General features: G+C 62.8%; 26 protein-coding genes. 11 read left to right on the top strand and 15 right to left on the bottom strand.

Features of this window, described 5'->3' with window-relative positions; genetic code table 11:
* The first annotated feature begins 69 nt into the window (after nucleotides 1–69).
* Genes FHU29_RS18235 through FHU29_RS18220 form a run of 4 tightly spaced genes read left to right on the top strand, consistent with a single transcriptional unit; the run spans nucleotide 70 to nucleotide 3,190 of the window.
* The gene (locus tag FHU29_RS18235; RefSeq protein WP_064439466.1) at nucleotides 70–870 is read left to right on the top strand and encodes an SDR family oxidoreductase; all 801 of its coding nucleotides are present in this window, start codon (nucleotides 70–72) and stop codon (nucleotides 868–870) included.
* Nucleotides 867–1,772: an SDR family oxidoreductase gene (locus tag FHU29_RS18230; RefSeq protein ID WP_064439465.1), complete on the top strand. Its 906-nt coding sequence runs from the start codon at nucleotides 867–869 to the stop codon at nucleotides 1,770–1,772. The genes FHU29_RS18235 and FHU29_RS18230 overlap by 4 nt, the downstream gene beginning before the upstream one ends.
* Nucleotides 1,773–1,776: 4 nt before the next feature.
* Nucleotides 1,777–2,946, top strand: coding sequence for an NADH:flavin oxidoreductase (locus FHU29_RS18225; RefSeq protein ID WP_064439464.1), 1,170 nt, complete (start codon nucleotides 1,777–1,779; stop codon nucleotides 2,944–2,946).
* Nucleotides 2,947–2,995: 49 nt separating this feature from the next.
* Complete coding sequence (locus tag FHU29_RS18220; protein ID WP_157094967.1) at nucleotides 2,996–3,190, top strand: hypothetical protein; 195 nt, start codon at nucleotides 2,996–2,998, stop codon at nucleotides 3,188–3,190.
* A gap of 6 nt (nucleotides 3,191–3,196) precedes the next feature.
* On the opposite strand, the gene FHU29_RS18215 is transcribed toward FHU29_RS18220, so the two are convergent.
* From FHU29_RS18215 to FHU29_RS18155, 13 genes are all read right to left on the bottom strand, one after another.
* Entirely contained in the window at nucleotides 3,197–3,916 is a 720-nt protein-coding gene (locus FHU29_RS18215) for a histidine phosphatase family protein (protein WP_064439463.1), read from the bottom strand.
* A 30-nt stretch (nucleotides 3,917–3,946) separates the two neighbouring features.
* On the bottom strand, nucleotides 3,947–4,699 hold the full coding sequence (locus FHU29_RS18210; protein ID WP_064439462.1) for an SDR family NAD(P)-dependent oxidoreductase: 753 nt from the start codon (nucleotides 4,697–4,699) through the stop codon (nucleotides 3,947–3,949).
* Nucleotides 4,687–6,315, bottom strand: coding sequence for a flavin-containing monooxygenase (locus FHU29_RS18205; RefSeq protein WP_064439539.1), 1,629 nt, complete (start codon nucleotides 6,313–6,315; stop codon nucleotides 4,687–4,689). The genes FHU29_RS18210 and FHU29_RS18205 overlap by 13 nt, the downstream gene beginning before the upstream one ends.
* A gap of 5 nt (nucleotides 6,316–6,320) precedes the next feature.
* Nucleotides 6,321–7,271, bottom strand: coding sequence for an alpha/beta hydrolase (locus tag FHU29_RS18200; protein WP_064439461.1), 951 nt, complete (start codon nucleotides 7,269–7,271; stop codon nucleotides 6,321–6,323).
* A 17-nt stretch (nucleotides 7,272–7,288) separates the two neighbouring features.
* Nucleotides 7,289–8,287 carry a 3,4-dihydroxy-2-butanone-4-phosphate synthase gene (locus tag FHU29_RS18195; RefSeq protein WP_064439460.1) on the bottom strand — a complete coding sequence of 333 codons (999 nt, stop codon included), beginning with the start codon at nucleotides 8,285–8,287 and terminating at the stop codon, nucleotides 7,289–7,291.
* A gap of 2 nt (nucleotides 8,288–8,289) precedes the next feature.
* Nucleotides 8,290–9,333, bottom strand: coding sequence for a 4-hydroxy-2-oxovalerate aldolase (gene dmpG / locus FHU29_RS18190; RefSeq protein ID WP_064439459.1), 1,044 nt, complete (start codon nucleotides 9,331–9,333; stop codon nucleotides 8,290–8,292).
* A complete protein-coding gene (locus tag FHU29_RS18185) occupies nucleotides 9,326–10,225 on the bottom strand; it encodes an acetaldehyde dehydrogenase (acetylating) (RefSeq protein ID WP_064439458.1) in 900 nt (299 codons plus the stop codon). The genes dmpG and FHU29_RS18185 overlap by 8 nt, the downstream gene beginning before the upstream one ends.
* A 9-nt stretch (nucleotides 10,226–10,234) precedes the next feature.
* On the bottom strand, nucleotides 10,235–11,017 hold the full coding sequence (locus FHU29_RS18180) for a 2-keto-4-pentenoate hydratase (protein ID WP_064439457.1): 783 nt from the start codon (nucleotides 11,015–11,017) through the stop codon (nucleotides 10,235–10,237).
* 5 nt (nucleotides 11,018–11,022) lie between these two features.
* Nucleotides 11,023–12,210 (bottom strand): acyl-CoA dehydrogenase family protein, encoded by a 1,188-nt coding sequence (locus FHU29_RS18175; RefSeq protein WP_064439456.1) that lies wholly within the window; start codon nucleotides 12,208–12,210, stop codon nucleotides 11,023–11,025.
* 1 nt (nucleotide 12,211) lies between these two features.
* The gene (locus FHU29_RS18170; RefSeq protein ID WP_064439455.1) at nucleotides 12,212–13,930 is read right to left on the bottom strand and encodes an FAD-binding protein; all 1,719 of its coding nucleotides are present in this window, start codon (nucleotides 13,928–13,930) and stop codon (nucleotides 12,212–12,214) included.
* Nucleotides 13,927–14,814 carry an alpha/beta fold hydrolase gene (locus FHU29_RS18165; protein WP_232322901.1) on the bottom strand — a complete coding sequence of 296 codons (888 nt, stop codon included), beginning with the start codon at nucleotides 14,812–14,814 and terminating at the stop codon, nucleotides 13,927–13,929. Before FHU29_RS18165 ends, FHU29_RS18170 begins: the two co-directional genes overlap by 4 nt.
* A gap of 70 nt (nucleotides 14,815–14,884) precedes the next feature.
* A complete protein-coding gene (locus FHU29_RS18160; RefSeq protein ID WP_064439454.1) occupies nucleotides 14,885–16,102 on the bottom strand; it encodes an acetyl-CoA C-acetyltransferase in 1,218 nt (405 codons plus the stop codon).
* A 25-nt stretch (nucleotides 16,103–16,127) separates the two neighbouring features.
* A complete protein-coding gene (locus FHU29_RS18155; RefSeq protein WP_064439453.1) occupies nucleotides 16,128–16,919 on the bottom strand; it encodes an IclR family transcriptional regulator in 792 nt (263 codons plus the stop codon).
* 134 nt (nucleotides 16,920–17,053) lie between these two features.
* Between FHU29_RS18155 and FHU29_RS18150 the strand changes: the two genes are divergently transcribed.
* The 6 genes from FHU29_RS18150 to FHU29_RS18125 are packed head-to-tail and all read left to right on the top strand — an operon-like array spanning nucleotide 17,054 to nucleotide 22,056.
* Nucleotides 17,054–18,208 (top strand): acyl-CoA dehydrogenase family protein, encoded by a 1,155-nt coding sequence (locus FHU29_RS18150; protein ID WP_064439452.1) that lies wholly within the window; start codon nucleotides 17,054–17,056, stop codon nucleotides 18,206–18,208.
* Nucleotides 18,205–19,080 (top strand): VOC family protein, encoded by an 876-nt coding sequence (locus tag FHU29_RS18145; RefSeq protein ID WP_064439451.1) that lies wholly within the window; start codon nucleotides 18,205–18,207, stop codon nucleotides 19,078–19,080. Before FHU29_RS18150 ends, FHU29_RS18145 begins: the two co-directional genes overlap by 4 nt.
* Nucleotides 19,077–19,604: a flavin reductase family protein gene (locus tag FHU29_RS18140; RefSeq protein ID WP_064439450.1), complete on the top strand. Its 528-nt coding sequence runs from the start codon at nucleotides 19,077–19,079 to the stop codon at nucleotides 19,602–19,604. Before FHU29_RS18145 ends, FHU29_RS18140 begins: the two co-directional genes overlap by 4 nt.
* Complete coding sequence (locus FHU29_RS18135) at nucleotides 19,601–20,755, top strand: 3-ketosteroid-9-alpha-monooxygenase, oxygenase component (protein ID WP_198156512.1); 1,155 nt, start codon at nucleotides 19,601–19,603, stop codon at nucleotides 20,753–20,755. The genes FHU29_RS18140 and FHU29_RS18135 overlap by 4 nt, the downstream gene beginning before the upstream one ends.
* Before the next feature lie 10 nt (nucleotides 20,756–20,765).
* Nucleotides 20,766–21,035 carry a hypothetical protein gene (locus FHU29_RS18130; RefSeq protein WP_064439449.1) on the top strand — a complete coding sequence of 90 codons (270 nt, stop codon included), beginning with the start codon at nucleotides 20,766–20,768 and terminating at the stop codon, nucleotides 21,033–21,035.
* Complete coding sequence (locus FHU29_RS18125) at nucleotides 21,007–22,056, top strand: ferredoxin--NADP reductase (protein WP_064439448.1); 1,050 nt, start codon at nucleotides 21,007–21,009, stop codon at nucleotides 22,054–22,056. The genes FHU29_RS18130 and FHU29_RS18125 overlap by 29 nt, the downstream gene beginning before the upstream one ends.
* A 26-nt stretch (nucleotides 22,057–22,082) precedes the next feature.
* On the opposite strand, the gene FHU29_RS18120 is transcribed toward FHU29_RS18125, so the two are convergent.
* Nucleotides 22,083–22,628 carry a TetR/AcrR family transcriptional regulator gene (locus FHU29_RS18120; RefSeq protein ID WP_064439447.1) on the bottom strand — a complete coding sequence of 182 codons (546 nt, stop codon included), beginning with the start codon at nucleotides 22,626–22,628 and terminating at the stop codon, nucleotides 22,083–22,085.
* A 48-nt stretch (nucleotides 22,629–22,676) separates the two neighbouring features.
* Between FHU29_RS18120 and FHU29_RS18115 the strand changes: the two genes are divergently transcribed.
* Nucleotides 22,677–23,429 carry an SDR family NAD(P)-dependent oxidoreductase gene (locus FHU29_RS18115; RefSeq protein WP_064439446.1) on the top strand — a complete coding sequence of 251 codons (753 nt, stop codon included), beginning with the start codon at nucleotides 22,677–22,679 and terminating at the stop codon, nucleotides 23,427–23,429.
* Nucleotides 23,430–23,553: 124 nt separating this feature from the next.
* On the opposite strand, the gene FHU29_RS18110 is transcribed toward FHU29_RS18115, so the two are convergent.
* Nucleotides 23,554–24,285 (bottom strand): SDR family NAD(P)-dependent oxidoreductase, encoded by a 732-nt coding sequence (locus FHU29_RS18110; protein WP_064439445.1) that lies wholly within the window; start codon nucleotides 24,283–24,285, stop codon nucleotides 23,554–23,556.
* Between the last annotated feature and the right edge of the window lie 191 nt (nucleotides 24,286–24,476).

Genomic DNA, 24,476 nt, shown 5'->3' with positions numbered 1-24,476 from the left:
AAACCTAACACTTGCTTGGTAGGTTAGCAGGGTGCCGGTGAGACCGGTAGATGAGAGTTGGAGGTTGCTATGACCGCACCGTCCTTCGGGCTTGAGGGCGCCGTCGTCCTCGTAACGGGAGGAGTGCGCGGCGTTGGGGCTGGCATCACCAGGGCGTTTCTGCGGCTTGGTGCGACCGTCGTGTGCTGCGCACGCAACGAACCAGAAGTTCCCGTCCATGCTGCTGGGCGAAACGCCGAGTTCTTTCCATGCGATGTGCGCGACGATGCTTCCGTCGAGGTATTAATGCGCGGCCTCGTGGATCGCCACGGGACGATCGATGTGGTGGTCAACAACGCCGGTGGCGCGCCCTTCGCTCTGGCGGCCGATGCGTCACCGCGGTTCCACGAGAAGGTGGTGAGTCTCAATCTGCTTGCCCCACTCTCTGTTTCACAACACGCGAATGCCTACATGCAGAAGCAAGAGAATGGCGGTTCGATCGTCAACATCTGCAGCGTCAGCGGCACACGGCCATCACCAGGCACCGCCGCATACGGTGCCGCGAAAGCGGGCCTCGAGAACCTCACCCGCAGTCTTGCGGTCGAGTGGGCGCCGAAAGTACGGGTCAACGCGGTGAGGGTGGGGATGGTGCACACAGAACTCTCTGCCCTGCACTACGGCAACGAGAACGGGATCGCCGCGGTTGGAGCCACCGTCCCCCTTGGACGTCTCGCCGCACCTGAGGAGATCGGCATGTCCGCCGCGTTCCTCGCCTCTCCGCTTGCGTCCTACGTCACCGGCGCGGCACTCGAAGTCCACGGAGGAGGGGAACGCCCTGCGTTTCTGGCCGCAGCCACCGCAAACAACACACACCACGGAGGAGATCAATGAGCGGCATCGCCGACGGGCGCATCGTCATCGTGACAGGCGCGGGACGCGGTATCGGGCGGGCTCACGCCCTGTCCTTTGCAGCGGAGGGCGCGAGCGTCGTCGTCAATGACATCGGCGTCGCCGCCGATGGGTCAGACCCGTCCTCGGCACCTGCGCAACAGGTCGTTGATGAGATCACTGCTGCTGGTGGAAAAGCCGTCGCCAACACCGATGACATTGCGGATTGGGAAGGTGCACAGCGGCTTATAGACACCGCCATCGATACGTTCGGAAGTCTCGACGTCCTCGTGAACAATGCGGGCTTCCTCCGCGACCGGATGCTCGTCAACCTCGCCGAAGACGAATGGGACGCCGTGATGCGCGTCCATCTGAAAGGTCATTTCGCGCCAATGCGGCACGCCGCGTCATATTGGCGCAGCGAATCCAAAGCGGGCCGCGAGCGCGACGCGCGAATCATCAACACCAGTTCCGGCGCGGGGCTGCTTGGCAGCATCGGGCAGGGGAACTACTCCGCGGCCAAGGCCGGTATCGCGAGTCTCACGCTCGTTGCCGCAGCGGAGTTCGCGCGCTACGGCGTGACCGTCAACGCGATCGCGCCCGCAGCAAGGACCCGCATGACGGAGCAGGCGTTCGCCGACATGATGGCGAGACCAGGCGATGGATTCGACGCCATGGCGCCCGAGAACATCTCTCCACTGGTGGTGTGGCTCGGCAGTAGCGAATCGTCAGACGTCACAGGGCGGGTCTTCGAAGTCGAAGGCGGGAAAGTGTCGATAGCACAGGGCTGGCGACACGGCCCCGCGCGGGACAAAGGGGAGCGGTGGGCGCCCGCCGAACTCGGTCCCGTCGTCAAAGAACTGCTCTCGAACGCGATCGAACCTGAGCCCGTGTACGGGGCGTAGGTCCATGAACGACGTGTTCGCGCCAGCACAGCTCGGGCCTGTCAGGCTCCGCAACCGCGTGATCAAAGCTGCGACGTTCGAGGGCCGAACTCCTGATGCTCTGGTGACAGACGATCTCATTGACTTCCATCGCGCCGTCGCCGCCGGTGGCGTCGGTATGACAACGCTCGCGTACTGCGCGGTAGCACCGGAGGGCCGCACTCAGCGCGAACAGTTGTGGATGCGGCCCGAAGCCCTCCCGGGGCTGCGCCTGCTTACCGAAGCGGTGCACGCCGAAGGTGCGGCGATCTCGGCGCAGATCGGGCACGCGGGCCCCGTGGCGAACGAGAAGTCAACGCGTCTGCGTGCGCTGGCTCCGTCGCAGATGTTCAGCCCGCTCAGCATGCGACCAGTGCGATCTGCCGGGATCGGGGATATTCGCGGAATCATCGCAGCGCACGCCCAGGCAGCGCGTATCGCGGTGGAAGCGGGATTCGATGCGGTAGAGCTCCATTTCGGTCACAACTATTTCGTCAGTTCCTTCCTGAGCCGCCGACTGAATCGGCGGCGTGACGAATACGGCGGCAGCCTGGCGAATCGCGCGCGACTGTCGCGGGAAATAGCTGAAGCGGTGCGGGTCGCGGTGGGCGACTCCATCGCGGTACTCGCCAAGCTGAGCATGAATGACGGTGTCCCCGGAGGATTTTGGCTGGATGAGGCGATCCAGGTCGCGAAGTGGCTCGATGTCGACGGTCACCTTGACGCGCTTGAGCTGACGGCAGGCAGTTCGCTGCTCAATCCCATGTACCTGTTCAAGGGTGACGCGCCGATAGCGGAGTTCGCGGCCGCGATGCCGCAGCCGGTCCGGTTCGGAATCCGGCTCGGCGGTCGCGCGTTCCTCAAGACTTACCCCTACCACGACCTATACCTACTCGAGCAGGCCAGACAGATCCGGTCCGCAGTGACGATGCCACTTGTCCTGCTCGGTGGGATCACCGACCGGGCGTCAATGGACACTGCGATGGCGGAGGGCTTCGAATTCGTCGCGATGGCGCGGGCACTGCTGCGGGAACCGGATCTGATCAACAGGCTGAAGGACGAACCAACGACGCCATCATTGTGCATCCACTGCAACAAGTGCATGCCGACGATTTTCACGCGAACTAGGTGTGTGCTGGAGGGCTCGACAACATAGGGACTGCTCGTCGCGCTGGCGTCGTTGGCCGATTTCTATCCGCTCGCCTATGCGCGACAACCCGAACTTCGAAGCGCGGTTGTCGCTGCGAGGTGGGCCAGACGGTGTCGTCCTCAAAGAACTTGCAGGAGGAGCTTCGATCACCCCACGCGTCTCTACCCCGGATCGGGCTCCAAAGGTTCGTGACGATTACACCCGCATTCCGGGTGTAATCGTCACCAAACGGCGCAGGGAGACCGGATGAGGATGGTTACTCGGCCGGCAGCGGCTCACCGTTCCATTCAACGATTGACCAGCCATTCCGTGGGGAGCCTTCGAGCGTCACAATCCCGGTATTACGGAGGGTGTCCTCACCCCAGATGTCAAGATCGTGGCTGGGGTCGTTCAGTAAGGTGCCGATCATCACTGAAGCGGAGTGTGCGTAGACGACGCTGTTCTTGTTGCGGCTCTTGTGGATTGCTGCCAGCGCATCATTGAATCGGGACTGGAACTCCGTGCCGCATTCGCCAGGCGCGTCAAAGCATTCGTTCAGGTTCCCGTCGAGCCAGCTGCCCATCACGGTGAACAACGTTTGACCAGCCTGGTCATGCGTCATGCCGTCAAGACCGAATTGAATCTCTTCGACGCCAGGGATGACCTGGACGGTTTGGGAGAGTTCATCGGCAAGGTACTGGGCCGTCTGCTGAGCGCGAGGCATCACTGAGGCATAAACCGCGTCAACATCCCGGCCGGCGACCTCGGCGGCGATCTCCTTTGCCTGCTGGTGTCCCACTTCTGTCAGCACCGGGCCGGGTATGGAGGTATTGATCACCTGCGATGTGTTTCCATACGACTCGCCATGACGGACAAACGTGATCCTGACATCCTCGTGCGGGTTAGCCGCCTGAGCTGTCCCTATCCCAGTGACAATCGCGAGTGAGCTAGCGAGCGCGGCAGCAATAACTGCGCGCTGTGGTGAGTTGGTGTTCATCGACATTCCTTCCATTGGTGAAGATTTGGTTTATCGGGGGATGGTTCCGGTTGTCAGGCCGCCGTCACAGACCAGCTCCGAGCCGGTGCAGTACGAGGAGTCATCAGACGCGAAGAAGAGGACAGCGCGGGCGATCTCGTCAGCGCTCGCGGGACGGCCAGCGGGCAGGTCGTTCATCACCTTCTGGACGCCTGGGTCGGCGAGCCGATCAGTGATCATGGGAGTGTCGACCATCCCGGGGAGCACGCAGTTCACCCGGATGCGGGCTGGCGCGAGTTCAAGACTCGCGGTTCTAGAAAGGCCGCGAACCGCGTATTTTGAGGCAACGTACGCGGAGTAGCCGGGCAGTGCCTTGATGCCGGCGGTTGATGCGATGTTGACGATCGATCCGCCGGTCTTCATGTGGGGTGCGGCTGCGCGGATCCCGAGGAAAACCCCTAACTGGTTGATCTCGGCTGCCCGCATGAAAGCGTCTGTCTGGCTGCCCGAATTCAGCAGGGGTGTGGGGTAGTACACCGCCGCGTTGTTGACGAGTATGTCGAGGTTGCCGAACTCCTGGAGCGCGTACTTGACCGCTGACTCCCACGAGTCCTCCTGCGCAACGTCAAGATAGGTGAAGCGGCTGCTGGGGCCGAGTTCCTGCGCGAGTTCGCATCCCTCATCTCGGCGGACGTCGGCAACAACCACGCGGGCGCCTTCGGCGGTGAAGAGCCGGGCCTCGGCAGCGCCCTGGCCGCGGGCGGCACCACTGATGACCGCGACCCTGCCTGCTAGCTTGCCCACTGCTGGCTCCTTGAGGTCATAACGAGGCCTTCATAGCCCGCGGCTTTTACGTCGTCGCAGATGGTTGTGTAGGTGCCGAGACCGCCGCAGTACAGCATGAAGGTGCGCGGCTTACCTGGGATGTTCGCGCCGACGTACCACGAGTTCGCGAGCGGCAAAAGCGTGCCGTTGGCGAGTTCGGTGACGTGTTCGGTCCATTTCTCTGCCGCATCCCGCCGCGGTTCCGCCTGCTGCACACCGATAACTGAGCAATGGGCAATGAGGTCGATGATCCAGCTGACCTGCTGCTCGGAGGTCAGAATCATGTTGGCGAGCACCGCTGGCGAGCCTGGCCCGTTGACGATGAACATGTTGGGAAAGCCTGGGATCTGCATCCCGAGGTACGTCAGCGGCCCGTTCCGCCACACGTCGCCCAGGCGCATTCCGGCGGCACCCTGGATATCGATGCGCTGCAGCGTTCCGGTCAGCGCGTCGAAACCCGTCGCGTAGATGATGACGTCGAACTCGTATTGCGCCGCACTGGTGAGGATTCCACGAGCAGTGATGGCCTCGATCGGCTCATGCCGCAGGTTGACGAGTGTGACGTTGTCGCGATTGAACGTCTCGTAATACCCCGAATCTGTGCAAATGCGTTTCGCACCGATCGGATGGTCGGAAGGAATAAGATCATCGCGAGTTCGTGGGTCGCGGACGATATCGCGGATCTTCTCCTCAAAGAATTCGCGCGCGTACTTGTTCGCGGTGTGATCGATGTTCTGGTCCGGAAACGTTTTGCTGAAAAGGACACCACCAGTACGCCACGTCGCCTCGAACGCGGCACGACGTTCCTCAGCGGTGACGTCGGTGGCGTTGTGCGGGTGCGCCTGGTGTGGCGATCCGCCGCCGCTCATGCGGGAGGTGCGGCGCCGCTCCGGATACTCGCGGACGATGCGTTCGTAGTCGTCGTTGGTGAGCGTACGGTTGAACGCGGGCACGCTGTAATTGGCGGTGCGCTGAAAAACGGTGAGTGATTTGGCTTCACGAGCGACAACTGGAATGGCCTGAATCCCTGAGGATCCTGTACCGATCACAGCGACACGTTTACCCGCGAACGAAGGAGTGCTGTCGGGCCACTGTGCGGTGCGGTACACGTCGCCCGTGAAATGTTCCGCGCCAGGAATCGCCGGGATATTCGGCGTGGACAGGGACCCGGTTGCGAAGATGATGTTTCGGGCCCGATACTCCCTCCCCGACGAAGCCTGAACGATCCAGGCTGAGCGATGTTCATCGAACCGTGCCTGCTCGACTCGCTCACCAAAACGAATGTGGGGGAGGAGATCAAACCGCTGTGCGACATGGTTGAGGTAGGACAGGATCTCGGGCTGGGTCGCGTAACGCTCGCTCCACCGCCACTCGCGCTGCAGCTCCTCATCGAACGAGTACGAGTAGTCGATGCTTTCGACATCGCAGCGGCAGCCTGGATACCGGTTGTAGTACCACGTCCCGCCAACACCATCACCGGCCTCGAGGCACACGACGTTGAGTTGTGTCTGGCGGGCAGTGTGAATGGCGTAAAGGCCCGCAACACCGGCTCCCACGACGAGAACGTCGTATACACCGTCTCGGTGCTTACGCATGGTCATCACTTCCTAACAAGGTGGGCTTGGCTGATTAGCGCTGCGATGTCACGCCACAGCAGCTCCCGAGCCGAATCCGCGGCGCGCAGCGAGAGAATCGTGGCGAAACCGTGGAACAGGTCTGGATAACGCCGGTGAATGACGAGAACTCCTGCTGTGGAAAGCATTTCGGCGTAGTAGATGCCCTCATCGCTAAGCGGATCCAGACCGGCGGTGACGACGATGGCGGGCGGCAACTCCGAGTGGTCTGGCGCGCGCAGCGGTGCGACGTGGTGTTCCGGAATGGGAAGCGACCAGTCAGGCAGATACTGCTGCCAGTACCACCGCATCGCTTCGGCGGTGTTGAAGAACCCCGTCCCGAAACGTTCAAAGCTCGACGTGCTGCACGACGGATCGATCACCGGATACAGCAGAATTTGCCCCGCAACATGTGGGCCGCCACGCTCGGTGGCGATCATGCACGCGACAGCAGCAAGGTTCCCGCCCGCGCTATCACCAGCCACGAGGATGCGCTCCCGGTCGCCACCGATCCGGTCCGCGTTCTCGGACGCCCACATCAGAGCGGTCCACGCATCTTCGGCAGCTGTGGGGGCCTTGTGTTCCGGCGCGCGCCGGTATCCGACTGACAGGACGATCGCGTTCGTGCCACGGGACAGCTCGCGGCAGAAACCGTCGTGGCTGTCGATATCACAGAACACGAACCCGCCGCCGTGCAGAAAGACCACGACAGGCAGCTGGTGCCCTTCGGCACTATGAGGCACATAGAGCCGCACCGGAATGGGCCCGCCGTCGCCAGGAATCTGGAAGTCCTCAGACCGCTCTACCGCGTCAAAGTTGGTGACTGGCACCCGCCGAGCCGCGACGGCCGCGCGGGCTTGCTGTGCCGTCATCTCCTCGACCCGGGGGAAATGAGTGTTCAGGGAGTCGAGGACGGTCTGTATTTCGTGATCAAGCACTGTTACCTCCGTGGGGGTCAAGCTGTTTCGCGCACGCGTTGCGGAAACGTGTCGACTGTTTCGAGCGTCTGCACACCGAGGTCGGTGAGAATCTGCGCTGTCACGGCGTCGGATGCTTCGCCACCCGAGCGCAGGTAGAGCACAACGCCGCGGCCGTGGCCCGCAATAATGCTCATCGCGTCGTGCAATCGAGACCTGCAGTCGCATTCGAGTGAACCGAAGATGTCGCCTGCGGCGCATTCGCGGTGAACGTAGACGAGTACTTCGCCAGCACCGAACGGGGTGTCCCCGCATACAAGTGCGATGTGCTCTGAGCCGTCCGTGATGCTGCGGTATCCAATGGCCCGGAACTCACCGCACTCCGTCGGAAGCCGTGCGGAAGTGACTCGTTCCAACCATGTTTCACGGTCCCGCCGCCACGCTGCGACGTCCGCAATCGACACCGTGCGGAGGCCGTGCTCAGCCGCAAAGCTGCGCGCCTCCACTGAATTCGCAAGCTGGTGGGGATCTGCTGTGCTGACAAGCTCTGTGATGACGCCACAGGGCTGTAGACCGGCCAGCCGGGCGAGGTCAGCGGCTGCTTCCGCAGGTCCACACCGAGCGAGCACGCCGCCGCCATGTGCGCGTTCGACTACCACGTGCCCAGGCCGAGTGAGATCGTCTGGTTGTGTCGCCGGAGAGGCCAGCATCCGGATTGTGGTGGCTCGATCGGCCGCGGAAATACCCGTGCCGACCCCGTGGGCCGCGTCGACGCTGACAGCGTACTGAGGTGCCTGCGTTTTTGAAGCCGACTGGCAGACTGGGGGCAGCCCGAGACGATCGCACGTGTCCCCGTTCAGCGCGACCCGCAGGTACCCGGGGGAGTGGCGTACTGCGAACGCAACCGCAGAAGTGGTCGCGAGTTCCGCAGCGAACACGAGAAAGCCCGTGTCGCTGACGCTTTCACTGTCGAGCACTACTACTGCATGGCCGGCCGCGATGCTGTTGACCGCATTCTGAATGTCGGGGGTGTTCATGGCTAGCCCTTCATCGCTGCTGGGCCTGCGGAACTGCGCTGCTCACTCAGCCCCACGGCGATCTCGATGAGCTGGTCCTCCGCGCCGCCGATAAGCGCCCTTCTGCCCGCCTCGACGAGAATCTCCGACCCGGAAACCCCATAACGATCGGCAAGCGAATCCGCGTGCTTCAGGAAGCTCGAGTACACACCGGCGTACCCCATCATCAGTTCCATCCGGCCGAGTCGGCATTCCTCGTCCATGATGGGGAGGACGATGTCTTCCGCGGCATCAGCGATCGCGAAAACATCAATGCCGGTGAGTATTCCGAGTTTTTCGCAGACTGCGGCGAATGCCTCGAGTGGCGTGTTCCCAGCGCCCGCGCCGAACCGGCGAACCGACCCGTCGATCTGCGCCGCGCCAGCCCGGACCGCAGCGATGCTGTTCGCAACGCCGAGACCGAGGTTCTCGTGACCGTGAAATCCCACCTGCGCATCGGCACCCAGTTCGGCAACAAGGGCCGCGACACGGTCGCTGGTCTGCTCGAGGATGAGCGCGCCCGCTGAGTCGACGACGTACACGCACTGGCACCCCGCGTCAGCCATGGTGCGAGCCTGGCCCGCGAGCTTCTCCGGTGGCTGAGTGTGCGACATCATCAAGAAGCCAACAGTTTCGAGCCCCAGTTCACGGGCCGCGCCGAAATGCTGCACCGACGTGTCAGCCTCGGTGCAGTGCGTCGCAATCCGGCAAATGGCCGCGCCGTTGTCGTACGCAGCTTTGATGTCATCCTTCGTGCCGACGCCCGGCAGCATCAGGAACGCGATCTTCGCGCGCTCCGCAGTCTCAACCGCGGTGCGAATGAGGTCGAGTTCCGGCGTGGCTGAGAAGCCGTAGTTGAACGACGATCCGCCGAGGCCATCACCGTGCGCGACCTCGATGACTGGTACGCCCGATTGGTCAAGGGCGTGGACAATTTTCCGGACGTCATTGACCGAGAATTGATGTCGCTTGGCGTGGGAGCCGTCGCGCAGTGACGAGTCAGTGATCCGGATTGACCGACTAGACATGTCGGTTCGCCTCCTTCCGGCGCGCGAAGACTTCCCCGAGCTGAGCTGCCGCTGCGGTCATGATGTCGAGGTTTCCCGCGTAGGACGGCAGAAAGTCTCCTGCCCCTTCGACTTCGAGAAAGACTGCGACGCGGGCCATTCCGCCGCTGATCGCTGTAGGGGCATCGAACTGGGGCTCGGTGCGGAGCCGGTAGCCGGGCACGTACTGCGCGACCTCGGCGACCATGTTCACAATCGACTCGCCGATCTGCTGCTGGTCTGCGTCGGGAGGAATCGAGCAGAAGACGGTGTCTCGCATGAGCACTGGAGGCTCAGCGGGGTTGAGGATGATGATTGCCTTGCCGCGCTTCGCCCCGCCGATCGTTTCCAGCCCGCGAGCTGTCGTTTTCGTGAACTCGTCAATGTTGGCGCGCGTGCCAGGACCAGCTGAAAGCGATGCCACTGAGGCGACGATCTCTGCGTAGTCAACGGGCACGACGCGCGACACCGCGGCCACGATCGGAATGGTGGCCTGCCCGCCACAGGTGATGAGGTTGACGTTCGGAGCGTCCAGATGCTCTTCCAGATTCACCGAGGGGATGACGGCCGGACCGACCGCTGCGGGCGTGAGATCGATCGCGCGGATGCCCAGTTCGGCGTACTTCGGGGCCGCTGCACGGTGCACGTACGCGGTTGTCGCCTCGAAGACGAGATCAGGTTGTTCCGGCTGGTTCAGCAGCCAGTCGATCCCTTCATGACTCACGTCCAGTCCGGCCTTCGCGGCCCGCTTGAGGCCGGGGCTTTCCGAGTCGACGCCCACCATGTATCGCGGGGTTATGACATCATTGCGCAGAAGTTTGTAAAGCAGGTCGGTCCCGATATTTCCGGGGCCGACGATTGCCGCTGTAACCATCGGATTTCCTTAGACGAAAGAGAGTGATACGGCGCCGAGTTCGGAGAACTTCGCCGTAAAGCGAGCACCTGGGTGGACGTCGATTGCACGTGTGCATGACCCCGGCAGTACGAGGTGTCCCGCACGCAGCCGGACTCCGTACGGAGCTACCTTGCGGGCGAGCCACGCGACCGATGTGGCGGGGTTCCCGAGGACCGCGTCCGACCTGCCCGCGGCGACCACTTCGTCACCCCGGAAAAGGCTGGCGTCGATCATGGTGAGGTCGATCCCGTCCACCGGGGCGCCTTCCCCGATGGCGTAGCCGGCTGAGGAAGCGTTGTCGGCGATCGTGTCCGCGATGGTGATCCGCCAGTCACGGATGCGGCTGTCGATGAGCTCGAGCGCCGGTACCACCCGTTCGGTGGCGGCGAGGACGTCGTACTCGGTGCACTCTTCCCCTGGAAGGTCCGCGCCGAGCACGAACCCGATTTCGACTTCCACCCGGGGATAGCAGTACTGGCTGAGGTCTACGGGCACGTTCTCGTCGAGTTCCATCGAGCTGAGTAGATGACCGTAGTCGGGTTCATCGACGCCCATCATCTGCTGCATGACCACCGATGACAGACCCACCTTATGCCCACGAATCTGATCACCCGCGGCGAGCTTACGACGGATATTCACCAGTTGGATCTCGTATGCGTCGTCAACCCCGATACCGGGGAACGAATCGGTGAGAGGTGCGATTGGGCGGCTCTGTGATTCCGCGGCTTCTAATTGTGCGGCTGCCTCGCCGCGCTGGGAGAGAAGAAGCATGGCGGTCAGATCATCGAGGTGAGTGGGCCGGGCGGCGGCACGATGTCCAGCGAGGCAAGGGCGGAAGCGTGGAGGACTGAGCCGGGCACGTGGATCGCGTGGGCGAGGCCCATGTGGCCGTCCCGCCAGAACCGCTGCAGCGGATGCGCCATCCGCAACCCGTTTCCACCGGAACGTGCGACGATCTCATCCATCGCCCGCACCGCCCGCCATGCGGCTGACACTTGTGTGCGGCGGCTTTGCGCGCGGTCGGCGAAAGTGATTTCCTCACCCGCATCGACCTTGTCGTAGATCCGGGATACGTTGTCCAGCAGTGTCACCCGCGAAGCATGGATCTCCGCTGCCGCTCCGCCGATCGTCGACAGCACATACGGGTCGTCACGAACGGCAGTGCCGACGATCTGGACGCGATCACGCTGATAGTCAAGGTGATGCGCAAGTGCGCCCTCACAGATGCCGATCACCGCGGCACTGATACCCAGCGGGAAGATCGTGGTGTACGGCACGTGGAACGTTGGGTTTTCGAGCCCTGCGTCACGCACCTGACTGCCGTCCATGAGCCGGTTGAACTCGATGACGCGATAGTCGGGGATGAACGCGTCTTTGACGATGATGTCTTTGCTGCCAGTCCCGCGGAGACCGACGACATCCCACGAATTCTCGACGATCTCGTAATCGCTGCGGGGGAGCAGCACATGGATCATCTCCATGCTGGGCAGCTTCTCGCCGGATTCATCCCCCAGCCACGCACCGAGGAAGATCCAGTCGCAGTGGTCGGTACCGGAGGAGAATTGCCAGTGACCGTTGAAAATGTAGCCGCCGTCGACGGGACGCAGAATGCCCATCGGTGCGTACGGGGAAGCGAGCCACACGTTGTGGTCCTCACCCCACACCTCGTTCTGGACGCGCTTGTCGGCCATCGCGAGTTCCCAGGGATGAACACCCACGATGCCAGCAACCCAGCCAAGTGAGCCGTCGAGACTTGCGAGCCGCATGACCGTCTCGGCGAACTCGACAGGGTGGGCTTCTGCTCCGCTGTACTGCTTAGGGGCGAGCATTCGCATGACGCCGGATTCACGCAGCAGCCGGGTGGCGCTGTCATCGAGTTTTCCGAGCTTTTCGCTGTGGGCTGCGGTTGCCGCGAATTCGTCAGCATGCTGGTCGACGAACTCGAGGACGGGATTAGTAGACATGTCACACCTCGTTTTTATGCCCGGGTGAGTGGGCGTATTCAGTAGTGGGGCGGATTCCGTGCTGGCCGCATGCGTGCCGCGCGGCGAGGTAGCCGAAGACGATCGAGGGCCCGATGGTGGCGCCGGGGCCGGCGTATTCGCGGCCCATCACAGCGGCTGACGTGTTGCCGGTCGCGTATAGCCCATTGATGAGGGTTCCGTCCTCGCGCAGCACACGTGCGTGCTCGTCGCACACGAGTCCGCCCTTGGTGCCGAGGTCACCGGCCTCGATCCGGAACGCGTAGAACGGCGCCTTAGTGACTGGATCGAGGTTAGGGTTCTTCAGCGTGGGATCACCGTAATAGTGCTCGTATGCACTTTCACCACGGGAGAAGTCTGCGTCTTTACCTTGGGCGGCGAAGGTATTGAAGCGGGTGACGGAGGTGTTGAGGCCGTCGGCGTTTACCCCGATCTTGTCAGCGAGTTCGCTGATCGTGGCGGCGCGGTGCACGATGCCCGCGTCATAGAACGCCTGAGGTATCTTGCCCCCGGGCATGATCTGCGCGAAGGGGTACCTCGCGCGTGTGCGAGCATCCATGATGCACCACGCGGGAAGGTGCTTGCCTTCGAGTTGGTCGTGCACGAAGTTCACGTAGGGCGCGGCTTCGTTGGTGAATCGGTTGCCGTCGCTAGACACGATTAGCTGGCGGGGTATGGCTCGTTCGGAAACAAGCGGAATCGTGCTGCCGCCGGGGCGTTCGACGGAAGGCATCCACCATGCGTCATCCATGAAGTCGATCGCAGCACCTAGTTCGATGCCTGCGTTGATTCCGTCACCGGTATTCGAGGGGGCGCCGAGGCTATGGTTCACTTGGCCGCCCTCGGGCAGGTAGGTCTCGCGCATTTCGGTGTTGTGCTCGAACCCTCCCGTCGCAAGGAGCACGCCGCGCCGCGCGCCGATGCGCAGCGGTTTCCCGTGCCGTTCGATGGTTACACCGATCACGCGTCCAGCATCGCCCTGGATGAGCCCAGTCATGGGGGTGTCGAGCCAGAGGGGGATGCCCGCGTCCTGGAGCGCCAGGCGCATCCGAGCGACTAGAGCCCGGCCGCCTGTTGCCATGTGCCGCCGACGGAAGAGGTTGCTGAATACTCGCCACATCGATACCGCGATCATGCTGCGGCCCTTCCATGTTCGGGTGACCATCGCCATATGGTGGTAGTCCTTCGACGTGATCCACAGCCCCATCGGTCCGACCAGCAAGTTCGGTCCGAGATCCTTCTCGAGCGCGCCAAGTTTGCGTGTATCAAACGGCGGTACCTCGACGGAACGGCCAAGCGGGCGCCCGCCCTCGAACTCGGGGTGATAGTCGGAATACCCCTTCACCCAGAGGAACTCGAGCCACGGGCTGCCTTCGAGCAATTCCATCGCGTCGGGGCCGTGATCGACGTACGCTTCGAGCCGCTCCCGCGGTACCTCGCCCTCGGTCAGGAGTTCCAGGTAGCGCAGAATCGAGTCGCGTGAGTCGTTGTGGCCCCGGCGTCGGAGCTCCGGATTGTTCGGGATCCACACGGCGCCGCCGGACAGACCCGTCGAGCCACCGAACGAGGAGGCCTTCTCGAGGACGACGGTCGACGCTCCTTCGTGGGTGGCGGCAAGCGCCGCCGCCATCCCGCCGCCGCCGGAACCGATCACGACGAAGTCATATTCGTGATCGAAAGCGGGTGTGCTGTCATGGGTCATGGTCGCTCCTCATTGCGGGTGAGAAAAGCCAGAACGACGGATTCCCAGGCGGTTTTCTGTTCGATCATCACCCAGTGTCCGCAGTCCGGGAACACGTGAAGTTCGGCGTTCGGAATTGTGCGCATCGGCACTATCGCCATGTCGAGGGGGCTGACACGGTCGTCGCGCCCCCACGTGATGAGCGTTTCGGCCGTAATTTTGTGGAGCATCGCCCATGGTGGCGGAGCGTCCGACGCGTTCATGGTCTCGACCATCGCGTTGAGTGCCGCACGTCCGTACATCTGTCGCGCGCTGGTGAGCGTCGCGGGTTCGGTCGCCTGGTGCCACCGCTGCTCGATTAGGTCATCGGTGATGAGGCTCCGGTTGTACACCATCGAGGTCAGCCACTCGACAAGCCTTTCGCGAGTGGGCTTTTCGGTGAACTCGACCAGCAGATTGATGCCCTCACTTGGCCCGGGGCTGAACAGGTTGCGCCCGATGCCGCCGATCGTTACTAGCTTTCGTACCCGTTGCGGCTGTACCACGGCAAGCTGGCTAGCGATGATGCCGCCCATCGAGTTACCGATGACGTCGACCTGTTCGAGACCCACACCGTCCAGGAAGCGGATGACGGCACCGAGGGCGCCCACCATGGGGTGCTCATCGGTGGTATCGCTCACCCCGAAGCCAGGGAGTTCCAATACCAGGCAACGAAAGTGGGGCGCGAAGCTCGCGAGGTTGCTGCCGAAGTTTCGCCACCCGCTCACACCTGGCCCGGACCCATGCAGGAGCAAGAGCGGGGGCAGGTGGGGGTCGCCCGCCTCGTGATAGCGGAGAACCCCTTGCTCCGTGGGGAGTTCACGCAGGGTCGCGTCATAGGTTACGCGGTCTATTAGCTCCGTCACATCTCGGACGCTACGGTGCGGCAGGTCACGCTAGCTATGGCTTATCCCGCTCATCGGAAGAGTGAGAAAATCAGTTCACGCGCTCGACGATCATCGCCATGCCCTGCCCACCGGCTGCGCACATCGTGACGAGGCCAAGCGTCTCGTCTCGGCGACGGAGGGCGTTGAGCAGCGTCACCGTCATGCGGGCACCAGTCATGCCGAATGGGTGGCCGAGAGCAATCGCGCCGCCGTAGACATTCACCTTTTCGAGGTCAGCGCCGAGGTCGTCGCAACTCGGCAGAACCTGTGCGGCGAATGCTTCGTTCATCTCGATCAGGTCGATGTCGTCGATGCTCATTCCCGTGCGGCGCAGCGCCTGCCGTGATGCCTCGACGGGGCCTAAACCCATGATCTCGGGGGAGAGAGCAGAGACACCGGTGGAGACGATGCGGGCAAGTGGCGCGATCCCGAGTTCTGATGCTCTGCGGTCCGACATCACGACAAGTGCCGCCGCGCCGTCATTGAGGGGACAGCAGTTCCCGGCGGTGACGGTTCCGTCTGGATGGAAAACCGGCTTAAGTGCCGCCAGGCCTTCGGCGGTCACACCGGAGCGAGGCGAATCGTCTGTCTCCACGACCGATCCCTCAGGTGTGGTGATGGGGACTATTTCGGTTGCGAAAACCCCTGCGGCAGCCGCTGCTTCGGCGCGGTTCTGGCTGAGCGCTGCGAACTCGTCCTGCGCACGCCGGGACACGCCGCGCTGGGCGGCGACGAATTCGGCCGTCAGGCCCATCGCGACGTAAGGGTCGGGCAGGTCGCCGTCGATGCGCGGGTCTTTCCATTCGAGCGCGCGCTCGGTGACGGCCTGCGTGCGCTGAATCGCAGCAGCGTACCTGGGGTTGCGGGTGTCTGGCATCCCGTCAGCTTTTCCCCGGGCGTATCCCGACACTACTTCCACTCCCGCTGAGATGAACACGTCACCTTCGCCGGCCCGGATTGCGTGTGCCGCCATGCGGGTGCTCTGAAGACTCGAGGCGCAGTAGCGCTGGACTGTCGTACCTGGGAGCCCATCGAGATCCAGGCCGAGCGCGATCAGCCGCCCAAGCCCGTAGCCCTGTTCACCAGCTGGCTGTGCGCACCCTGCGAGGAGGTCGTCAATTTCCACGGGGTCGAGTTCGGGAACCTGACCGAGTGCGGCGCGGACGACGGTAGCCGCGAGATCGTCTGCGCGACATGCGCGTAGTGACCCTTTATGCGCCCTGCCGATGGGTGAGCGTGCCGCTGCAACAATCACTGCTTCTGTCATGATCCTCCTGTCAACCTAACGCTTGCTAGGTTACACAGGATGCATGGTGGCGCCGCCCCGACGCAAACGCCCGCCCGATACGCTGCGCTGCAGTAAGCAGCAGCGTCACGAGTGGCCGTTGATTGATCCGGTCGCGCGGCCCAGTGATCGACACGGCGGCGACGGCAAATCCCGAGTTGTCCCGAACGGGAGCGGCGATGCAGTGAATGTTCCGGTAATTCTCCCCGCGGTCATGAGCGACTCCCTGTTCGCGTACCTGGCCGAGTTCACGGCGGAGCTGTTCTGCGTCGAGGGTGGCGCTGGTCCTTGGGGGAGTGCCAGTGGCGATCACCTGCTCGGCGAGATGTGGCGCAGAGAACGCCACGATCGCTTTGCCGGAGGCGGTGCAATATGCGGGTTGCCTGCCCCCGGCGTGCGACGGATCTATTCCCGGTGGCAGAACACCGACCTTGTCGATGTAGAAGATTTCGTGACCGTCGAGAATCGAAAGGTGCGCAGCGAGTCCGGTTCGCGCGTGCACAGCGTGCAACTGCGGGAGCGCACACTCGTGGAGCCGATTGTGGTGGGCGGCAAGACCGCCAAGCTCCAGAATGCCGATACCGAGGCGGTAGTCGTTTCCTGAACGCTCGAGCGCGCGGAGCGCGACGAGCTGGTTGAGAATCCGGTGAACCGACGACCTTGGCAGCCCGGTCTTGCGTACGAGGTCCGCGAGGGAGAGTTCGGGTGCACCGCTGCCGAACGCGTAGAGGATGCGCGCGGCACGAGCAAGCATGGATGGCTCGAGTTCGGGCTCAGTTGCGACAGCAGGGACAGGCATGTGGCCGCTCCTTTGTCCCGGACAGCGGGATATCGGCGTGTGTGATCTGGGTTACGTACGTAGTGTAGCCCACATGAGACAACGTTGTCTCACATCTCGACGGAACTGATTCGTGCTCGCTAGAGAGGCTGCGTATGTCTGAACACGTGCTCGACGCGGTGCGTGACCTCATTCCCGATCTCAGGGAACGTGCGGAGCACGCTGAGAAGGACTTGGCGGTGTCGGGCGTCACGGTCAAAGAACTCAGTCAGACAGGTCTGCTCGCACTGTTGCGGCCCCATGAGTTCGGCGGCACCGAAGGCGAACTGGTGACGTTTTGCACCGCGATCAAAGAAGTCGCGCGAGCATGCGGCTCCACCGGACTCATCACAGCGGCCCTCGCGGTCACGCCGTGGCGTGTGGCGATATTTCCGCACAAAGCACAAACGGAAGTGTGGGGAGAAGCGTTCGACACGACGATGTCGTCGAGCGTTAGTCCCTCCGGCGCGATCACGGCCTCGTCGGGTAAGTACACCGTTAACGGGCGCTGGAAGCGCGTTCCAGGCTGCGAGCATGCGAACTGGCTTGTCGTGCGGGGGACACTCGCCAGCGGCGAGGATGCAGACGTCCTCATCGCTGCAGGTGAATACACGGTGGAAACAGCCGAGCCGCTCCTGGGTCTGCGAGGAGCAATGACCCGCGATGTGGTCGCGCACGAGGTCGCCGTCGCTGCTCACCGGGTACGTCCACTCGGCACCGCGCCGGACAGCGAACCAGACACGTTCCCACCGTCACCAGTGGCGCTGTACAGGTTGCCAGCGGACGCTGTCATCGAAGCGGCGTTCACGGCCGCTGTTATCGGAATGGCAGAAGGTGCGTTAGCCGAGTACATAAACCTCACCACGACGGCCCCGGGCGCGTACCAGCTAGCTCGTGTCGCTGCCGCCGCCAGCGATGTCGACGCAGCCTGGCTGCTGTTGACACGAAACATCTGCGACATGGTCGCCCACACGATCGCGCGGGAAGAGATCCCGGCAGAACTCCTGCTCCGAACCCACCGCGACCACCACCTCGCCGTCGAGCGAGCCGCGGCTGCCACATCTGCGCTCGTCGAGAGTGCTGGAGCAGCTGCTACGGATCCGCCAGATACCACCGGCCCCCTGGCGCGCCAGTGGCGCGACGTTCAGGCAGCACGCGCACTCTTCCCGGCGGGAGGCACGGAGACGCTTGCCCGCTACGCGCGCGCTGTTCTCAGCAACGGCGGACTCAGCTTCGACAACCACACCACTGAACACCTGGAGGAAGAATGATCCATTCACTCGGCTACCTGAGGTTCGAAACTGCCAAGCTCGGCGAATGGCGCAGCTTCGGTACCGGCATCCTCGGTCTTGAAGAGACATCCGGCCCCGCGCGCGACCACCTGTACTTCAGGATGGATGAGCAGGCAGCGCGATTCGAGTTCATCCCGGGTGACGCCGATAAGCTCCTGGCCGCAGGCTGGGAAGTGCCGAACCAGCGGGCCCTAGAGGAGACAGTTGCGCGGCTAGAAGCAGCGGGGCACGCCGTCAAGCCAGGCTCTGCAGACGAAGCCGCCAGCCGTCGCGTTGAGCGGCTCGTGCACGTCGACGACCCCAATGGCAACCACCTCGAGATCTATTACGGGCCAGCACTGAACCACAGCCCCGTCGTCACACCCCATGCGGAGCGTTTCGTCACCGGAAATCTGGGGCTAGGCCACATTGTGCTCTCCGCGTCAGACATCGACGCTTCCTTCGAGTTCTACACCGAGGTACTCGGCTTCCGGCACCGCGATTCGCTGCGATTCCCCGCTGCGGCGATCGGGGGCGAAGAAGGTGCGATGAACTGGGTACGGTTCCTCGGATGCAACCCACGGCACCACAGCCTCGGACTCTGTGAAGCGCCGTGCCCGGCCGCGATCTTCCACTTCATGGTGGAACTCGAAACCCTCGACGACGTGGGGCGTGCACTCGATCGCTTCCATGAGCGCGACATCACGATCATGCAGTCACTCGGCCGCCACACCAACGACAAAATGGTGTCCTTCTACGCCGCAACACCGGGAGGCTTCCAGGTCGAGTACGGCACCGATTCGATCCTCGTCGATGACGCGACGTGGACAGCCAAGGAGATTACCGAAGACGCCTACTGGGGCCATCGATGAGCACGCTGAGCCCCACCTCGGCCACGGAATTCCGCAGAGTGCTCGGCCGGTTCGCTTCAGGCCTCACCGTCATCACCTCGATCGATGACGCGGGGCCAGTCGGCTTCACCTGCCAGTCGTTTTCGTCGCTGTCACTTGACCCGCCGCTGGTGTTGTTCTGCGTGGCCGATACGTCCACAAGCTGGGCACGGATCGCACCCACAGGCCGCTTCGCGGTCAACATCCTCGCTGCGGATCAGCAAGACGTGTGCCGGGCGCTCGCTGCCCCTGGCTCACGAGACAAATTCCGCCGTGTCGCGTGGAACGAATCCAGCTTCGGGACAGCCCATCTCGCAGGTTCCCTCGTCACGATCGATTGCCGCATCAGCGGCGTGTATCCAGGCGGAGATCACCACATCGTTGTCGGCGAAGCTCAGGGCCTGCACGACTACCGAGACGGTGCACCGCTGCTTTTCTTCGGTGGTCACTTCTGCTCCGCATCAGTTCATACTGGCCCCGCCGCTGCCCAAGGAGGAACGCAGTGATTAGCCCTTTCCGTACCATCGAAGCTGCCGCGCCGCCCACCAGATTCGCCCGCGGGTGGCATTGCGTCGGCCTCGCCGAGACCTTCAAAGACGGTCAGCCACATGCCATTGAGGCTTTCGGCACCAAGCTCGTCGTCTTCCAGGGGGAAGACGGGAAGCTCAACGTTCTCAACGCTTACTGCCCCCATATGGGGGGTGACCTCACGCGAGGCGCGGTGAAAGGAAATGCCGTCGCATGCCCCTTCCACGATTGGCGATGGGGTGGCGACGGCAAGTGCGCGGGTATTCCTTACGCCAAACGAGTGCCCCGCGGTGCACGCACGCGAGCGTGGATCACGCTCGAAGAGAACAAGCAGCTTTTCGTATGGAATGATCCGCAAGGCCAGCCACCGCCACCCGAGGTGACCATTCCGCGCATTGAGGGTGCGTTCAGCAGCGAGTGGAGCAACTGGACGTGGAACAGCTTGCGCGTTGAAGGTTCACACTGCCGCGAAATCGTCGACAACGTCGTGGATATGGCGCACTTCTTCTACGTGCATTACGCGCTGCCTGAGTATTTCAAGAACGTGTTCGAAGGTCATGTCGCCACCCAGTACCTGAACGGTACGACGCGGGCAGACGCCGAACTCGGATTCGTTCCCGGATCCACCGAGCAGATCCAGCAGCGTTCCGACGCGGCGTATTACGGACCCTCCTACATGATCGATTACCTGTCGAACACGGCCGCTGGCGTGACCAGCGAGACCGTCCTCATCAACTGTCATTACCCGATCAGCAGCAACAGCTTCATGCTGCAGTGGGGCGCGATCGTCAAGAAATTCCCGGGCATGAGCGACGAGGAATCCGATGCGATGGCCGCACAAGTAGCCGACGCGGTGGGTCTGGGTTTCCAGCAGGACGTCGAGATCTGGAAGAACAAAGCCCCGATCGACAACCCACTCCTCTGCGATCAGGACGGACCCGTCTATCAGCTGCGCCGCTGGTACGAACAGTTCTATGTCGACGCTGAAGACGTCACTCCTGATATGACCGATCGTTTCGAGTTCGAGATCGACACCTCCCGAGCAGTCGAGGTGTGGAAGCAGGAAGTCGCTGCGAACGTCGCCAATGGCGTGTCTTTCTCCGTTGTTCCGGCATCGTTGCGCGGATAAGGGTTCGCGAATGACTACGCCGCTGAGCGCGCCCATGTGCCCAGTCCAGTGTGCGCGGTGCGGAAGCACCGTGCGCGTGCGGAAGAACAGTCTTCCGCACACCACGGTCCAGTGGACGGCCCAGGCTGTCGCGTCCTGCTACGAGTTCGCGCCCCATCTCGCCAGCGGCACTCAGTGCGCGCTCATCCGGCATTGCGGCGCATTGCGTGACTCCATCGAGGCCGCGGTGGCGCGAGGCGACCTGGAGGTGGATGCGATGGAGGTCAGTGACAGTGCCTAATGTGCCTAATACTCCTAATGTCCTCGAGCTGCGAGTGCGGGACGTCATCGCCGAAACAGCCGATGCGTGTTCACTCGTGTTTGACGCGTCGCCGGAACAAGTGCCGTACCGGCCGGGACAGTTCTTGACGATCGAACTGCCCGGCGGTGCCGCACGTTCGTACTCGCTGGCGAGTTCCCCGCACACGGATCCGCAATTGAAGGTAACAATCAAACGCGTAGTGGACGGTTACGGTTCGAACTGGCTGTGTGACAAAATCCAGCCGGGAGACACCATCCGGGTCCTCGCGCCTTCGGGGGTGTTCACCCCGCGAGGCTTCCACAACGACCTCCTGCTGATGGCCGCGGGCAGTGGCATCACTCCGGTCATCTCCATTGCGAAATCTGCTCTCGCCCATGAGCGTTCAGTATTACTGTTCTACGCCAACCGTGACGAACGGTCCGTCATCTTCCACCGCGAACTCGCGGAACTCGCAAAGCTCCATCCAGACCGGTTCACCGTGTTGCACTGGCTCGAAACGGTCCAGGATCTACCCACCAAATCCGTAGTGAGCAGCGTGCTCGCGCCCTACAAGAATCATGAAGCGTTCGTGTGCGGACCGGCAGGTTTCATGGCTACGGCTCGCGAAGTGTGTGAGCGGCTCGGCATGCCGGGCTCTCTGGTGCATTTCGAGAAGTTCGTGTCGCTCGCAGGCGATCCATTCGCGCAACCAGGTCCGGTCGTCACCGCGACTGGCGGCGATGATGCGGGGAGTCTGCTCGCAGAGATCGACGGCGATGTTCTCGAGGCGCCGTGGCCACGTGATGCCCGCATGCTTGATGCACTGATTTCCGCGGGAGCTGACGCACCGTTTTCCTGCCGGGAAGGGTCGTGCGGGGCGTGCGCCTGCCGTGTGATCGAAGGGGAAGTGGCGCAGCCTGATACCGATGTTCTGGACCCCGCGGATATCGCGCAAGGCTGGGTGCTGGCCTGCCAGGCAACGCGCTTGAGTGACAGCGTCAAGGTCAGTTATGAGGAATAGCGACACGCACGCTGCGTTAGCCGCTCCTACCGAACACGGGCGCCATCCATGAAGACAGTCATGATGGCATCGGCAGCATCCTCGACCCCTAGCTGGCGCAGCGGGTCCAGGGTGAGCGCGCCGATAATCAGTGACCCGAACAGAACGGATAACTGGTGGGCTGGCAGATCTCCACGCAGTATGCCCTCGTGCTGGCCACGGGCGACGAGATCACGCATGAGGTCGCCGATCTTCTCCTCTTCCGGCCAGAGTTCCTTGCGGTGGGTGCTGACGGTCCAGAGTTCACGGCCCACGGTGAGCAATGCGCGGGTCGCGCGACTCAATGCGTCAGGAACTGGAATTGAGTCGATTCGGGCTTCGTCAAGCGCTTCGAGTGACGTCTGCGCGGCGAACCGGCTCAGCTCGACGAGAAGCTCTTCGCGACTGGCGAAATACCGGTACAGCGTCGCCCGTCCGAACCCGCCCTCGTCAGCGATATCAGCCATACCGGCACGCTCGTGTTTGCGCAGCGCTGATGCCGCGGCCTGAAGGATCGCGTGCCGAGTGCGCGTCGAGGGGTCGATTCTCGTCATTGTCATCAGTGTAGACACTTCTGTATCAAATCGAGAAAGGTATGAATTATGATGCGTTTCAAGGGGAAAACAGCTCTTGTAACAGGAGCAGCCACCGGAATCGGGCGGGCGGCCGTGCTACGGCTGGCGGCGGAAGGGGCTGCCGTCTACGCGGTTGACCGGAATGCGGAGGGGCTTCGCGAGGTCGAAACAGCGGTCATCGAGGCAGGCGCCGGTCAGATCATCACTCGCGCTGGCGACGTGTCAGACGAGGCCACAGTCCGGTCGATCGTCAGCGATGCAGCCGAGACGCTAGGCGGCATCGATATCCTGGCCAACATCGCGGGCATTCACAAGACCACTCCGCTCGACGGCCTTTCGGTGAGTGATTTCCAGCAACTCATTAGCGTGAACGTGATGGGCACGTTCCTCTTCTGTCGCGAAACTATGCCACACCTGCGGAAATCGCGCGGTGTCGTCGTCAACATCGCGTCGACATCAGCGACGCACGCGCACCCCTACATGACCGCCTACGCTGCCACCAAAGGAGCCGTGCTGGCGTTCTCGCTGAGCCTCGCAGCCGAAGTGGCGCAAGACGGTGTGCGCGTCGTTGCGATCTCACCTGGCGGAGTGGTCACCCCGCTGATGACGGGCGTGACGTTCCCGGAGGACGTCGATTCGTCGTTCTATGGACGGATCCAGCCACAGCTCGGATTCGGTGATCCGGCCGCGATCGCAGGCAGCATCGCGTACGCCGCATCCGATGATGGCGCTTTCCTCACAGGCGTCGAGTTGAGGGTGGACGGTGGCTCCCACGTGTAGCCCAGGGGACCGGAGGCGGGCGCGGACCCAGAAGCAGTCTGGTGTCCCGCCCGATACCCGGCGCAGGGATACCCGGCGCAGGGATATTGGGGTTGTCCTCAGACCCCGGTCGCGCGGGAGGGAGTCAGCGAGATGTGTAGCCGCCGTCGGCGACGAACTCGGTTCCCGTGCAGTAGCCTGACTCATCGCTCGCGAGGAACGTCACCAGGCTTGAAATCTCCTCGGGGCGGCCCATGCGCGGCACGGGGAGTCCCTGCACCATCATGTCGATGCCGGGCTTTCCGATCGTCATAGGTGTTTCCACAACTCCGGGATGCACCGAGTTCACGCGGATGCCGTCCGCTCCAAACTCTTGCGCCGCCGCTTTCGTCATGCCGCGTACTGCCCACTTTGACGCGACATACGCGATGATCTCGGGCGCCGCGACAATGCCCTCAATCGATGAGATGTTCACAATCGATCCACCCTTTGCCCGGCGCATCGAGGGCAAAACCGCACGCATGCCGAGAAACACCGCCACCTGGTTTACGTCGATCACGCGCCGGTAATCGGATTCACTAAGGTTCTCGATCCGCTCGCGCTGAACCACGCCAGCGTTATTGACCAGTACATTGACCGGTCCGAACGCATCCTCGGCCGAGGCCAGTGCTTCGTCCCACGACTCTGACGAGGTGACATCGCATTTGACATAGCGCGCTCGCGGTCCGAGCGTGCTTGCGAGGTGCTCGCCTTCGTCACTAAGGAGGTCCGCGATTGCGACTGATGCCCCCTCATCGATCAACATGCGTGCGATAGCAGCGCCAATACCGCGTGCACCGCCTGTGACTACTGCATTCTTGCCTGCGAGCCTGCCCATCGATCTGCTCCTGACTGCGGGGTTGGTAAGTGTTCTGAAGCTATCGAGCAATGGGTTGGTGATCCAGGTCATAGCCCGCTCAGCGGGAGGATTTCAGCCCCACGCACGAAGCACGCGAGGATGATTGTCCCCATGACGCCGGAACCAGAAAGTGCCGCACAGTGCTGGTGCTGTGGACGAGACGTAGACGA

The sequence above is a fragment of the Hoyosella altamirensis genome (assembly GCF_014191505.1).
Taxonomy (GTDB): Bacteria; Actinomycetota; Actinomycetes; order Mycobacteriales; family Mycobacteriaceae; genus Hoyosella; species Hoyosella altamirensis.
The sequence above is the reverse complement of the archived record's forward strand: the minus strand, read 5'-3'. Positions and strand labels throughout refer to the sequence as shown.